The 13,932-nt window shown below is 67.0% G+C and carries 13 protein-coding genes; 10 read left to right on the top strand and 3 right to left on the bottom strand.

Going from position 1 to position 13,932, the window contains the following annotated elements:
* The first annotated feature begins 127 nt into the window (after positions 1 to 127).
* Positions 128 to 343, top strand: a complete 216-nt coding sequence (locus Y590_RS26515) for a hypothetical protein (RefSeq protein WP_144439989.1) — start codon at positions 128 to 130, stop codon at positions 341 to 343.
* A gap of 81 nt (positions 344 to 424) precedes the next feature.
* Here the strand turns inward: Y590_RS26515 and Y590_RS17095 are convergent, their stop codons facing one another.
* Positions 425 to 1,924 (bottom strand): CoA-acylating methylmalonate-semialdehyde dehydrogenase, encoded by a 1,500-nt coding sequence (locus Y590_RS17095; protein ID WP_060770899.1) that lies wholly within the window; start codon positions 1,922 to 1,924, stop codon positions 425 to 427.
* A gap of 35 nt (positions 1,925 to 1,959) precedes the next feature.
* Entirely contained in the window at positions 1,960 to 3,297 is a 1,338-nt protein-coding gene (gene aptA, locus Y590_RS17090; protein WP_060770898.1) for an omega-aminotransferase AptA, read from the bottom strand.
* 167 nt (positions 3,298 to 3,464) lie between these two features.
* Between aptA and Y590_RS17085 the strand changes: the two genes are divergently transcribed.
* The 9 genes from Y590_RS17085 to Y590_RS17045 all read left to right on the top strand — a co-directional run bounded on the left by Y590_RS17085 (position 3,465) and on the right by Y590_RS17045 (position 12,830).
* Positions 3,465 to 4,013, top strand: a complete 549-nt coding sequence (locus tag Y590_RS17085; protein ID WP_060770897.1) for a cupin domain-containing protein — start codon at positions 3,465 to 3,467, stop codon at positions 4,011 to 4,013.
* A 709-nt stretch (positions 4,014 to 4,722) separates the two neighbouring features.
* Positions 4,723 to 5,868: an ABC transporter substrate-binding protein gene (locus tag Y590_RS17080; RefSeq protein WP_286161764.1), complete on the top strand. Its 1,146-nt coding sequence runs from the start codon at positions 4,723 to 4,725 to the stop codon at positions 5,866 to 5,868.
* A 29-nt stretch (positions 5,869 to 5,897) separates the two neighbouring features.
* Positions 5,898 to 6,752, top strand: coding sequence for a branched-chain amino acid ABC transporter permease (locus Y590_RS17075; protein WP_083530893.1), 855 nt, complete (start codon positions 5,898 to 5,900; stop codon positions 6,750 to 6,752).
* 13 nt (positions 6,753 to 6,765) lie between these two features.
* On the top strand, positions 6,766 to 7,779 hold the full coding sequence (locus Y590_RS17070) for a branched-chain amino acid ABC transporter permease (RefSeq protein WP_060770895.1): 1,014 nt from the start codon (positions 6,766 to 6,768) through the stop codon (positions 7,777 to 7,779).
* The gene (locus Y590_RS17065) at positions 7,776 to 8,546 is read left to right on the top strand and encodes an ABC transporter ATP-binding protein (RefSeq protein WP_060770894.1); all 771 of its coding nucleotides are present in this window, start codon (positions 7,776 to 7,778) and stop codon (positions 8,544 to 8,546) included. The genes Y590_RS17070 and Y590_RS17065 overlap by 4 nt, the downstream gene beginning before the upstream one ends.
* Positions 8,543 to 9,256, top strand: coding sequence for an ABC transporter ATP-binding protein (locus tag Y590_RS17060; RefSeq protein WP_060770893.1), 714 nt, complete (start codon positions 8,543 to 8,545; stop codon positions 9,254 to 9,256). The genes Y590_RS17065 and Y590_RS17060 overlap by 4 nt, the downstream gene beginning before the upstream one ends.
* 23 nt (positions 9,257 to 9,279) lie before the next feature.
* Positions 9,280 to 10,530: a M20 family metallo-hydrolase gene (locus Y590_RS17055; protein WP_060770892.1), complete on the top strand. Its 1,251-nt coding sequence runs from the start codon at positions 9,280 to 9,282 to the stop codon at positions 10,528 to 10,530.
* Positions 10,531 to 10,554: 24 nt separating this feature from the next.
* Positions 10,555 to 12,042, top strand: coding sequence for a M81 family metallopeptidase (locus Y590_RS17050; RefSeq protein ID WP_060770891.1), 1,488 nt, complete (start codon positions 10,555 to 10,557; stop codon positions 12,040 to 12,042).
* A 17-nt stretch (positions 12,043 to 12,059) separates the two neighbouring features.
* Positions 12,060 to 12,830, top strand: coding sequence for a FadR/GntR family transcriptional regulator (locus tag Y590_RS17045; protein WP_060770890.1), 771 nt, complete (start codon positions 12,060 to 12,062; stop codon positions 12,828 to 12,830).
* Positions 12,831 to 13,073: 243 nt separating this feature from the next.
* On the opposite strand, the gene Y590_RS17040 is transcribed toward Y590_RS17045, so the two are convergent.
* Complete coding sequence (locus tag Y590_RS17040; RefSeq protein ID WP_060772089.1) at positions 13,074 to 13,883, bottom strand: IS5 family transposase; 810 nt, start codon at positions 13,881 to 13,883, stop codon at positions 13,074 to 13,076.
* Positions 13,884 to 13,932 lie beyond the last annotated feature (49 nt).

Here is a 13,932-nt window from a genome sequence, read left to right as displayed (position 1 = left end):
GGCGTCCTCTACGACAGACCCTTCGGCGCACGGACGGCGCTCGGGTCGAGCGAGTACGGGTCTTGGGCGCGATGGCCGAGCACGCGATGTCCGCAGCGTTGCGAGGGCTGCCCGGGGGATGCGTGCCATGGCGCATTCTCGCGGCATGGTCGTCAGGTCAAAGCATCGTCCTGGATACCTGATCCAGGACGATGCTTTTTTCCCGAAAGCCGGCAACCACCTTTCGGGACGATGCTCTATCGCCTCAGACATGCCCATGAACGAGCTTGATGAGACGATCAGCCCCGATGATCCAGGTGCGGGGCGCACCGAACGCATGATTTTGCTTCGATCGGCCGGCTGACGATGTCGCGACAGCCGGCCGATCGCATTCGCGGGCTCCGATCTTCCGCAGCCCGCCCTGTTCTCGATGACCGACCCGCCTTCAGCTCATCGTCGGCATGACGAAGTCGGCGCCGGCGCGGATGCCGGTCGGCCAGCGGGTCGTGATGGTCTTGAGCCGGGTGTAGAAGCGCACGCCCTCGGGGCCGTGCATGTGGTGGTCGCCGAAGAGCGAGGCCTTCCAGCCGCCGAAGGAGTGGAAGGCCATCGGCACCGGGATCGGCACGTTGATGCCGACCATGCCGACCTCGATCGCGTGGGCGAATTCGCGCGCCGCGTCGCCGTCGCGGGTGAAGATCGCGGTGCCGTTGCCGAACTCGTGTTCGTTGATGAGGCGCGCGGCGGTGGCGTAGTCGGGTGCCCGGGTGACGGCGAGGACGGGGCCGAAGATCTCCTCCTTGTAGATCGTCATGTCGGGCGTCACCCGGTCGAACAGCGAGCCGCCGACGAAGTAGCCCGCCTCGTAACCCTGGAGCTTGAGGTCGCGCCCGTCGACCAGGAGCTCTGCGCCCTCGGCCACGCCCCGGTCGATGTAGCCGCGCACCTTCTCGTAGTGCTGGCGTGTCACCAGCGGACCCATCTCGGAGTCCGGGTCGGTGCCGGGGCCGACCTTGAGGGCGCGCACCTTCGGGATCAGCCGCTCGATCAGTGCGTCGGCGGTCCGCTCGCCGACCGGCACCGCCACCGAGATCGCCATGCAGCGCTCGCCGGCCGAGCCGTAGGCCGCGCCCATCAGGGCGTCCACCGCCTGGTCGAGGTCGGCGTCGGGCATGATGATCATGTGGTTCTTGGCGCCGCCGAGGCACTGGGCGCGCTTACCCTGGGCGGTGGCCGTGGCGTAGATGTAGCGGGCGATCGGGGTCGAGCCGACGAAGCTGACGGCGGCGATGTCGGGATGGTGCAGGAGGGCGTCCACCGCCGCCTTGTCGCCGTGGACCACGTTGAACACGCCGTCGGGCAGGCCCGCCTCCTTGAGCCAGGCGGCCACCAGCAGGGCGGGGGACGGGTCGCGCTCGGAAGGCTTCAGGACGAAGCAGTTGCCGCAGGCGAGCGCCACGGGAAACATCCACATCGGCACCATGACGGGGAAGTTGAACGGCGTGATGCCGGCGACCACGCCGAGCGGCTGGCGCAGGGAGTGGCTGTCGACGCGGGTGCCGACGTTCTCCGTCACCTCGCCCTTGAGGAGTTGCGGCGCGGCGGTCGCGAACTCCACCACCTCGAGCCCGCGCTGGATCTCGCCCTTGGCGTCCGAGAGCACCTTGCCGTGCTCGGCGGTGATGAGGGCGGCGAGCTCGTCGATGCGATCCTCGGCGATCCGCAGGAAGGCGTTGAGGATGCGGGCGCGGCGCAGGGGTGTGGTCTTCGCCCAGCCGGGGGCGGCGGCCTTGGCCGACGCCACCGCGGCGTTCACGTCCGCCGTGTCGGCGAGGGCGACGCGACCGGTCTCCTCGCCCGTGGCGGGGTTGAAGACGGGGGCGCTGCGCCCGCTGGTGCCGGCGACGGTTCTCCCGCCGATGTAGTGGTTGATCGCAGTGGTCATCGAAGAATCCTCGAAGGGTAGAAACAGACGAAAGATCAGGCGGCGCGGGCGATGGCATCGCCGAGAATCGACGCCATCGTGTCGATTTGCTCGGGGTCCACGATCAACGGCGGCGACAGGGCGATGATGTCGCCCGTGACGCGGATGAGCAGGCCGCGTTCGAAGCAATCGACGAAGACGTCGTAGGCCCGTGCGCCCGGCGCACCGGGCCGGGGCGCCAGTTCGATTCCGGCGACGAGGCCGATGGTGCGGATGTCGATGACGTGGCCGGCGGCGCGCAGGCCATGCATCGTGCCGGCCCACGCGTCCGCAAGCTCGGCGGCGCGCGTCAGCAGGCCTTCCCGCTCGTAGATGTCGAGGGTGGCGAGGCCGGCGGCGCAGGCCACGGGATGACCCGAATAGGTATAGCCGTGAAACAGCTCGATCACCGCCTCGGGGCCGTGCATCAGCGCATCGTGCACCGCCCGCGCACAGAACACGGCGCCCATCGGCAGGGCGCCGTTCGTGAGGCCCTTGGCGGTGGTGACGAGGTCGGGAACGACGCCGAAGTAATCCGTGGCGAAGGGCGTGCCGAGGCGGCCGAACCCGGTGATGACCTCGTCGAAGATCAGCAGGATTCCATGCCGGTCGCAGATCGCCCGCAGACGCTCGAGATAGCCCTTGGGCGGCAGAAGCACGCCCGTGGAGCCGGCGACGGGCTCGACGATGCAGGCTGCGATGGTCTCGGCCCCGTGAAGGGCGACGAGGCGCTCGAGGTCGTCCGCGAGGTCCGCCCCATGCTCCGGCAGGCCATGGGTGAAGGCATTGCGCTCCAGGTCGTGGGTGTGGCGCAGGTGATCGACGCCCGGCAGAAGCGGAAAGACGCGACGGTTGTTGACGAGGCCGCCCACCGAGATGCCGCCGAAGCCGACCCCGTGATAGCCGCGCTCGCGCCCGATCAGTTTGGTGCGCGTGCCCTGGCCGATGGCGCGCTGGTAGGCGAGCGCGATCTTGAGGGCGGTATCGACGGATTCCGACCCCGAACCGGTAAAGAACACCCGGTCGAGCTTCGCTTCGGGGCCGCCCGGCGCGATGGCGGCCAGTCGCTCGGCGAAGTCAAAGGCGGCGGGGTGCCCCATCTGGAACGAGGGCGCGAAATCGAGGGTGGTGAGTTGGCGCTCCACCGCCGAGGCGATGTCCTGGCGTCCGTGTCCGGCATTGACGCACCAGAGGCCGGCGGTTCCGTCGAGAACGCTGCGCCCGTCTGTGGCCGTGTAGTGCATGTCCTTGGCGGAGGCGAGCATCCGGGGTGCCGCCTTGAACTGGCGATTGGCTGTGAACGGCATCCAGTAGGCGTCAAGGCTCGGTGAGTTCGCGGCTGTGTGCGGGTCCATGGCAATCCTTCGGGTTGACGTCGATGGGCCGGAAAACAGCACCGATCGCGCATCGCGAACAAGTCCTTTTCTTTGCCGCGCCATGTCCTTGAAAAGCTTGGATCGCCATGAGAGATGTTTGCAAATCCTGAACATCTCTAACGCCGCTGCGGCTCGGTGAGGTTTCAATGAGCATCGATCTTGGTGCACGGCTGCGTTACGTGCGCGGCCTTCACGGCCTCTCGCAACGCGCCCTCGCCAAGCGCACGGGTGTGCCGAACTCGACGATCTCCCTCATCGAGTCGAACGGGGTGAACCCTTCCGTCGGTGCCCTGAAGCGCATCCTCGACGGCGTCCCCATCGGCTTGTCCGAGTTTTTCGCGGTCGAGCCGGAGAGCCCGCGCAAGGCCTTCTACCGGGCCGACGAACTCACCGAGATCGGCAAGGGACCGATCTCCTACCGTCAGGTCGGCGATACGTTGTTCGGGCGATCGCTGCAGATCCTCAAGGAACGTTACGAACCCGGCGCCGATACGGGCCGGGTGCCCCTCGTCCATGAGGGCGAGGAGGGCGGCATCATCCTATCGGGCCGGCTCGAGGTGTTCGTGGACGACGAGCGCCGGATTCTCGGTCCCGGCGACGCCTACTTCTTCGAGAGCCGCCGTCCTCACCGCTTCCGCTGCGTCGGTCCGGTCGCCTGCGAGGTGGTCAGTGCTTGCACGCCGCCAACGTTCTAGAGGCATCGTCCCGAAAGGTGGTTGCCGGCTTTCGGAAAAAGATGACGCGAAAAAAAGAGACTGAAGCATCGTCCTTGATCTTATATTCAGGGTGATGCTTTAGATCGCTTTCCGACGAAGTGGATGCCGGTTCGGCGGAATAAAGTGCGTCGAAGCAAGAGGCTAAAGACGCCGACCTGATGCAATCAATTCGGATACGGTTCTAAGCGTCAATCGGAAAAGCGCCTGCTACACCGTGGCGCCGAAGTCGAGAGCCGGCCGTGGTCGGGAGTATTGTGAGACGCTCTGAAGCAATACGAACCACTTCGAACTTCCCGGCACCTCTGATCCCGGAGTGGATGAGGCGATGCTGCCTTCGGCTGCCGCGACCGTAGCACGGCAGTTCGGCTCGGGCGCAAATCGGAACGCCCGCATTGTATTGATCAGAGCGGATGCTATATCTGTTTTGACGCGGAGTTTTTCGGATTTGCCGCCGACAAAGGCAGTCACGCCTGAAATCACAGCAATCGCTCAAATTTCATACGACTGACGTGCCATACATAGCCCCCCCCGCTTGACGGAATGAGGCGAACATCATTCTATGCGTATAGTTATGATCGTTTGCTGACATTCAGCGTTCGAGGGCGGTGGGATGCAAGATCGTCGCGCGTTTCTCAAGGGTTCCTTGGTTGTCGGTGCCGGCGCCGTTTCCGGCGTCACGCTTCCTGGTTTGCTGCGAAGTGCCCGCGCGGCCGATGGGCCTCTCGTCATCGGGGCACCGCTGCCCATCTCCGGAGCTTTCGCCGCCAACGGCAAATTCGCGTCCCTCGGCGCCGCGTTTGCCGCCCGGGAGGCTGCCGCGGCGCTCGGGCGCAAGATCGTGGTCACGGACATCGACACCGAGGGCAAGCCGGCACCGGCCGCTCGCAAGCTGCAGGAGGCCATGGCGCAGGGGACGCGTCTGTTCGCCGGCGGCATCCTATCGTCGGAAGCCCTGGTGATGGGCAAGGAAGCGACGAAGTCGGACGGCGTCTTCATCACCACGGCGGGGGCGGACGAGATCACCGGTTCGGACTGCAACCGCGGCACCTTCCGCTGGAGCGTGCCGACCTTCGGGGCCATCGCGCAGACCGTGCGGCCGCTGATCGAGCAGATGCCGCAGGCCAAGCGCTGGTACACCATCACGCCGCAATACGTGTTCGGCGAGGGCCTGCTGAGCGCCGCCAAGGTGGTGTTCCAGGAGAAGGGCATCGAGCATGTCGGCAACAGCTACCACTCGCTGGCCGAGAAGGAATTCAGCGGCTACCTGACCAATGCCATCGCGGCCAAGCCCGACGTGCTGCTGCTTCTCAATTTCGGTTCGCAATCCTCGGATGCGCTCCGTCAGGCCGTCAGCTTCGGCCTCAAGAAGCGCATGACCATTGTGCTGGCCTGGGCTTCGGGCCTGGAGCAATTCGAGGCTCTGGGGGCAGATCTGTGCGAGGGGGTCTACTTCGGAGTGCAGTACTGGCACGGCATCGATTCGCCCCTCAACAAGGAGTTGGTGTCAAAGCTCCGTGAAAGCGCGAAGATGACGCCGAACTACTCCTTCGCCGGCTCCTACCAGATCACCAAGCTGCTTCTCGACGCCGTCGCGAAGGCCGGCTCCGCGGAAAGCCCTGCCGTCATCAAAGCTCTGGAGGGCCTCGGCTATTCCGGATTGACGGGGCATGAGGAGATTCGTGCCGCCGATCACCAGATCATCAAGGACTACTACCTGCTGAAAGGCAAGGCGAAGTCCGCAATGAAGGATAAGGACGACTTTGCCGACGTCGTGACCGCCGGCAAGTCCTTCCTTTCTCCCGAATCTGCCGGCTGCAAGATGCAGCAAGGGTGAGTGCTGAAGTCCAAACATTAGGACCTTGCGTGACCTATCTCTTTCAGATCCTGAACGGCATCGGCCTCGGGATGCTTTATTTCCTGCTGGCGGTAGGATTGAGCATCATCTTCGGGTTGCTGCAATTCGTGAACTTCGCTCACGGGGCATTCTACCTGCTCGGCGCCTATCTGGCCTACGAAGGGGTCGAGCGGGGTCTGAGTTTCTGGGTAGCGATGCCTTTGGCGGCCGTGATCGTCGCGGCACTTGCCGGAGTGACGGAACGGCTGCTCCTGCGCCGGGTCTACAAGCTGCCTCATACCTTCCACATCCTCGTGACGGTCGGGCTCGCCCTCGTGGTGCAGGAGTTCGTCATCATCGTCTGGGGGCCGCTCGGCGGCAACGTGGCGGCGCCCGACGAACTGAGCGGCGTCATGATCCTCGGCGACTTCATCTATCCCCAGTACCGGCTCTTCGTGATCGGCTTCACGGCGATTCTCGCCGCCGCCCTGTGGTGGCTCCTGGATCGGACGCGCCTCGGGGCCATCGTACGGGCCGGCTCAGAATCGCCGCAGAACATGGCGCTGCTCGGCTACGATACGTTGAGCATCAACACGGCCATCTTCGCCCTCGGTGCGGGGCTCGCCGGGCTCGCCGGTGCGCTCGCGGCCCCGATGCGGGGCGTCGAGCCCTTCATGGGCGTCGAGGCGCTCGGGATCGCCTTCGTGGTGGTGGTGATCGGCGGGATGGGCAGCTACGCGGGGGCGCTCGCCGCCGGCATCCTGGTGGGCGTCGCTCAGAGCTTGATGGCGACGCTCTGGCCCGAGGGCGCGCGCCTCGTGATCTATCTTGGCATGGCCGGCATCATCATGGCGATGCCGCGCGGCCTGCTCGGCCGGGCCTGAGGAGAAATCTGTCATGATCCCCATCCTCGACCGGCCCCTTGTCCAGTTCGGCCTCGCGACTGCCGCAGTGCTGATCCTGCCGCTCGTCATGCGCTCGGGCACCCTCGCCAGCGAGATCCTGATCTTCGGGCTGGCGGTCGCCGCCTGCAACCTGCTGCTCGGCTATACCGGCCTCCTCTCCTTCGGCCAGGGCATCTTCTTCGGGATCGGCAGCTATGTCGCCGGCCTCGGCCTCGTCCGGGCCGGGCTACCGGCCCCCGTGATGCTGGCGGTTTCGCTGGGGGTGGGCGCCCTCGTGGCGGCGGTGGTGGGCTGGGTCTCGATCCGCCGCCAGGGCGTCTACTTCGTGATGCTGACGCTGGCCTTTTCGCAGATGTTCTACTTCCTGGCCTACACGTTCAGCGGCATCACGGGGGGCGACAACGGCTTCCTCGACATCCCGCGCCCGACCCTGGTCGGCACGCGCCTGACCGATCCGTGGACCTACTACGCCTATGTCGCGGTGCTCTTTCTCGTCCTCTTCGCAGCACTCCAGCGGGTGGCGTTGTCGACCTTCGGCCGAACCCTGCTCGCCATTCGCGACAACGAGGCACGGGCAGGCGCCATCGGCTACCCGGTGCGGGCCTTCAAGGTCGCGGCCTTCGCGATCTCGGGCGCGGTCACCGCGTTTGCCGGCGCGCTCCACGCGATGTTGATCGGCGTCGCGCCGCTCTCCAACATCGACTACCACACCAGCGAGACCTTGCTGATCATGACGATCATCGGCGGCAGCGCGAATCTGTTCGCCTCGCTGCTCGGCGCCGGGGCCTATCTGCTGGCCGCCGACGCCCTCTCGGCGATCTGGCCGCGCTGGCTCCTTGCCCTCGGCCTCCTGCTCATCGTCATCACGCTGTTCCTCCAGCGCGGCCTCTGGGGCCTGATCGAGCGCGCCATCGCCCTGGTGACGCGGGCGCCCCCGCCCGACGACCCGGCCCGGCCGGTCGGAACGAACCCCCCCGTCGCCCACGCACCGGAGGTCGCCCGATGAGCGCGCCCCTCCTCGCCACCGAAGCGCTCGGCGTCCGCTACGGCAGTTTCGTCGCCCTGCAAGACGTAACCCTTCGCATCGCCGAGAACAGCGTCCACTCGATCATCGGGCCGAACGGGGCCGGCAAGACCACCCTGTTCCACGCGCTGACCGGCCGGATCGCGCCCTCGGGCGGGCGCATCACGTTGGGCGGCCGGGACATCACCCGCACGTCGGACCACGAGCGCGTGCGCCTCGGCCTCGCCCGCTCCTTTCAGGTCACCAGCCTGTTCCCCACCCTGAGCGTGCGCGAGAACCTGCGGCTGGCCGCGCAGGGCAAGACGCCCTGGCAGGCGCTGCCCCCCTGGCGCCGGGCCGAAGCCAACCGGCCGGCGCTGGCCATGGCCGAGGCGATGCTGGAGCGCCTCGACCTCACACGGGTGGCCCTGCGCGCGGCCGGCGAACTGTCGCACGGCCAGCAGCGGCGCCTCGAGGTCGGGATGGCGATGGCGGCGGCGCCGAAGGTCATCCTCCTCGACGAGCCGACCTCCGGCATGGGCATCGACGACATCGCGGCGATGACGGTGCTGATTCGCGACCTCGGACGCGACCACACCGTGCTCTTCATCGAGCACAACATGGGCATTGTGATGAACATCTCCGACACGGTCACGGTGATGCGGGCCGGCCGCGTGCTGGTGGAGGGGCCGCCGGGCCGGGTCCGCGACGACCCGGAGGTGCGCCGGGCGTATCTCGGCAACATGATCACCGGAGACCTCGTGTCATGAGCGGCCCCCTCGCCCTCGGCCTGGACGGGGTCCAGGGCTTCTACGGCAAGAGCCATATCCTCCAGGGCGTCAGCCTGGAGGTGCGGGACGGCGAGATCGTCTGCCTGCTCGGGCGCAACGGCGCCGGCAAGACCTCGACCCTGAAGGCCATATGCGGCCTCATCACCCCGCGCGGGGGCAGCGTGCGCTTTCAGGGAACCGAGGTCGCCGGCTGGACCGCCCACCGCATCGCCCGGGCCGGCCTCACCCTCGTTCCGGAGGATCGCGGCATCTTCAGCTTGCTCAGCGTCGAGGAGAACCTGGCCATCGCCGAGCGCAAGGGCTCGCCCTGGGCGCGCAAGGACATCTTCGCGATGTTCCCGCGCCTGGAGGAGCGCCGCCGCAACGGGGGCGCGCAGCTCTCGGGAGGCGAGCAGCAGATGCTGTCGATCGCCCGCGCGCTCCTGAGCGGGCCGAAGCTCCTCATGCTCGACGAGCCGGTGGAGGGCCTCGCCCCCGTCATCGTGGAGGAGATCGTGACGCAGATCCGTGCCATCCGGGCGGCGGGCGTGCCGATTCTGCTGGTGGAGCAGAATCTGGCCGTCTGCACCGCGCTGGCCGACCGCCACTACATCCTCGAACTCGGCCGCGTCGCCTACGCGGCCGCCAATTCCGAATTCATGGCCGACGAGGCGGCGCGCGACCGCTTCCTCGGCGTCAAGGCGGCGTGAACAGCAGCGAACCCAGGACATCCATGTCGAACCTCACCATCAACGCCGAGCGCCTCTGGGATACCCTGACCGAGACCGCCGCCATCGGTGCCACATCCGACGGCGGCATCGCCCGCCTGACTCTGAGCGACGAGGACCGCCAAGTGCGCGACTGGCTCCGGGTCCAGGTCGAGGCGCTCGGCTGCACCCTCACGGTGGATGCGGTGGGCAACATGTTCGCCCTGCGCCCCGGCCGGAACCCGGACCTGAAGCCCATCGCATTCGGCAGCCACCTCGACACCCAGCCCACCGGCGGCAGGTTCGACGGCGTGCTCGGCGTGCTCGCCGGGCTTGAGGTGCTCCGCACCCTGGACGGGGCCGCCTACGTCACCGAGGCGCCGCTGCTGCTGGTGAACTGGACCAACGAGGAGGGCGCGCGCTTCGCCCCCGCCATGCTCGGCTCCGGGGTCTATGCGGGCATCTATACCGGCGACTGGGCCGAGGCCCGTGAGGACGCGGCGGGAACCCGCTTCGGCGCAGCGCTCGACGCCATCGGCTATCGCGGCGTGGCGGCACCGGGCTCCGTGCCGTTCGGCGCGATGTTCGAACTCCATATCGAGCAGGGGCCGATCCTTGAGGCGGAAGGGTGTGCCGTGGGTGTCGTTCAGGGCGTGCAGGGCATGCGCTGGTACGAGGTGGCCCTGGAGGGCCAGTCCGCCCATACCGGCTCGACCCCGATGCCGATGCGCCGGAATGCGCTGCTCGGCGCGGCCCGGCTCGTGGAGGCCGTGGAGGCCGTCGCCCTGGCACATGCCCCCGACGCCGTCGGCACGGTCGGCCATCTCAGCGTGACGCCCAACTCCCACAACGTGATCCCCGGCCATGTGTTTCTCACCGTGGATCTGCGCCACCCCGACGACGCCGTGCTCGACGCCATGGAGACGGCGATGAGCGAGGCGCTCGACCGCATCGCCGGCGACCTGTCCCTCGCCTCGCAGCTGCGTCCCATTGCCCGGACCGCCCCGGTCGCCTTCGATCCCGACTGCATCGCCTCCGTGCGGCGCGCGGCCGAGAAGGGCGGGCACGCCACCCGCGATATCATTTCGGGCGCCGGCCACGACGCGGCGCATCTGGCGAGCGTCGTGCCGACCACCATGGTGTTCGTGCCGAGCGCCGGCGGCCTCAGCCACAACCCGGCGGAATCGACGACGCCGTCGGAATGCGCCGCCGGCGCACAGGTTCTCCTCGACGCCGTGCTCGACTATGATTCCCGCACAAGCAGCGCGGCGGCCTGATGCGCCGCTCAAGAAGGCGCGTTCATGCGTATCGTCACAGCCAGGGTGAACCACGAGACTAACACGTTCTCGCCCCTCGCGACCCCGCTTCCCAGCTTCAATCCGCTCTGGGGGGCTGATGCCCTGGCGGCCGGGCGGGACGCCTCCACGGCGCTCGGCGCCTTCATTCGGTTCGCGCAGGCGCGCGGGGCAGTCGTTTCGGTGCCGGTGTCGGCTCATGCAAATCCGAGCGGGCCCGTGGCGGACTCCGCCTTCGAGGCGCTCTGCGCCGCGATTCTCGAGGCGATCCGCCCCGGCTGCGACGCCATCCTCCTTGACCTTCACGGGGCGATGGTGACCGAGAGCCACGACGACGGCGAGGGCGAGCTTCTCGCCCGCATCCGCGAGATCGCGCCCGGCACGCCCATCGGGGTTGCCCTGGATCTTCACGGCAACATCACCGGCCGGATGGTCGACACTTGCGACGTGCTGGCAGGCTTCAAGACCTATCCGCATGTCGACATGGCCGAGACCGGCGAGCGCGTGGCCGGCATCGTCGGACGGATGCTCGACGAGGGGCTGCGGCCGGCCAGGGCCTGGATCCACCCGCCGATGCTCGCCCACACCCTGCGCATGGACACCCGCGTGGCGGGACCGATGCGAGACGCCGTCCTGGCGGCCCAGACGGCCGAGACCCGTCCCGGCGTGCTGGCGGCCACGATCTTCGGTGGATTCTCCCTTGCGGATCTCGCCGAGACCGGTGTCTCCGTCACGGTCACGGCGGAAAGCCAGGAGGCCGCCGACGAGGCAGCCCGAGACCTCGCCGCAGGGCTCTGGGGCAACCGCGAAAGCTTCGTCTATGACGAGGCGCCCCTGGCCGAGTCCATCGCAGCGGCACAGGCCGCGCTCGCCGGGCCGGGCGACGGCCCGGTGCTTCTCCTCGACCACGGCGACAACTGCATGTCGGGGGGCACCTGCGACGTGATGGATGTGCTCGCCGCCGCCCTCGAGGCCGGCATCGACGGCATCGTCGCCGGCCCGATCTGCGACCCCCGCGCCGTCTCCGTCCTGCACGCGGCCGGCGTCGGCGCCCGGGTCGAACTGGAGATCGGCAATCGCGTCCCCCTGCCGGGTTTCGGCCCCAGGTCGCCCTCTACCGTGGCCGGCACCGTGGCAGCGGTCGGCGACGGCGAATACCGCATCACCGGGCCGACCTATACGGGACAGCGCTGCAGCATGGGCCGGGCGGCGGTGATCGATACGGGGAGGGCCCGCATCCTCGTCAGCGAGCAGCCTCACGAACCATGGGACCTCGGCGTGTTCACCGCCTGCGGAATCAACCCGGCCGAGGCGCGGGTCCTGGTCCTGAAATCGCGGATGTACTGTCGACCCGTCTTCGAGCCCTTCACCCGTACGGTGGTGGAGTGCGCAAGCCGCGGCGTGACCAGTTCCGACTACGCGCTGTTCACGTTCGAGAAGCTCACCCGCCCGATCTTTCCTCTGGACCAGAACGCGGACTGGAATCCGCGATGAATGCGCCTGGTTCGAGGATGAAGCCGAACCTGGCGCCGATGCGCCGAATCAAACTCTCCGACCAGATTGCCGAGGACCTGTGCCGGCGCATCGCCCGCGACCGTTTGCTGCCGGGTGATCGCCTGCCGAACGAACGTGCCCTGATGCAGCATTATAGCTGCGCCAAGGGGACGATCCGGGAAGCACTGAAGGCCCTTGAGGTCCAGGGCCTTGTGACGATGCAGTCCGGTCCGAATGGCGGCGCCGAAATCCGCCCGATCTCCATTGAGGCAGCTGCGCAACAATTGCGCCGCTTCTTTCACTTCCAGGAACTTGATTTCGCCCATGTCTACGCCTTGCGCCGCAGCTTGGAGGTGGCGCTCAGCATCAACGTAATCGGGCGCTTGAAGCCTCATGACTTTCAACGCCTGGAAGCGAATATCGCAGAGTGCGAGGCCGCTAACGCGAGCGGTCAGCGCAGGATCGGCCGTCTTATCGAGGTCGATTTCCACGACATGTTATGTGATGCGAGTGATAATCCTTTATTGGTATTTATGTGTCGATTCCTAAACAGCCTGCTGCGCGACCTCGTCGAGTTCCGCAGCGAAAGCCTTGTTGAACACGAAGCCTTTGGAAGTCACAACGTTGCCAGCCACCGGGCCCTTGTCACTGCCTTACGCGCGGAGGATGCCGATGCTGTCAGCCGTGAGATGCACAAGCACATGTGCTGCGCTGAGCACTTCATGCGGCGCCTCGACGCAAAGTTCCGAGAGGATCTCCTAAGCTCGGCCACCCCCGATCGAATATAATAAATCTTCGCAAATAATCTTAAAACTGATTATCAAAGCTAAGGTTGGCGGATTAATTGGTTCTGAGAGCCTGTTTTGACCTGACCGGCTGGCTTCGGACCGGGCTGATTGAGAGGATCAGCCAGGACCGAAGGAGTCGGACATGCGGCGAGGACAGAAGACGAGCGCGGAGCCGGTCGTGCTGAAGCTGCGCCAGATCGAGGTGTCAGACCGCCCAGGGCACGAGTTTGTCGCTAGAGCCTGTTATGCACTTGTCATAAGCTTTTCAGCTTGTCGGAGCATGAGGCAGACGAAGGCGACCATGTGCAGGCCAGCCAACGTGCTGGCGTAGCGCTCGTAATCTTTGACCAGCCGCCGACAGCGGGTGGCCCAGGCAAACGAGCGCTCCACCACCCATCGGCGCGGCAGCAGGACAAAGCCGCGCTTGGCCTCAGGCGCCTTCACCACTTCCAAGTCGATGCCGTGCGCGCTCGCGGCGGCGGCGGGCTTAGGCCCGGAATAGCCCTGGTCGACAAAGGCCAACTCGACGCTGTCGCCCGTCTCCGCCTGCACCTCGGCGGCCAGCCGGCCGACCTCGGCCCGGTCGTCGACATCGGCGGGCGTCACGTGCAGCGCCACGACATGGCCCGGCGTGTCAACGGCCAGATGCAGCTTCGCACCCCGCTTGCGCTTGGCCCCGTCATAGCCGGCCCGCTCGCCGCTCTCGGGCGAGGAGCGCAGCGTCCGGCTATCGAGGATCACCGCCGAGGGCTCCGGCTCCCGCTCCGCCGCCATCCGCAGCACCGCCCGCAGGTCGCCGGCCACGTCCGCGAAACTGTCGGCCGACAGCCAACGCTGCGTCTGCTGATACACGGCCGCCCAAGGCGGCAGATCGTGCGGCATGAACCGCCAGGGCGCCCCCGTCTTCACGATGTAGCGCAGCCCGTTAAACACCTCGCGCAACTCGTGGTCGCGCTGAGCTGAGTCCTCCCGCAGCAGCGCGAGGTAGGGCGCTACCAGTGCCCATTCTTCATCAGACACGTCGGACGGATAGGAGCGGCGATCAGAAGGCATGATCCACAACGCCAATCCTGCCTATCAGTTCATAACACGCTCTAGCGTG

It is taken from the genome of Methylobacterium sp. AMS5 (genome assembly GCF_001542815.1).
GTDB lineage: Bacteria > Pseudomonadota > Alphaproteobacteria > Rhizobiales > Beijerinckiaceae > Methylobacterium.
This window is presented reverse-complemented; position numbering and strand designations above follow the sequence as displayed.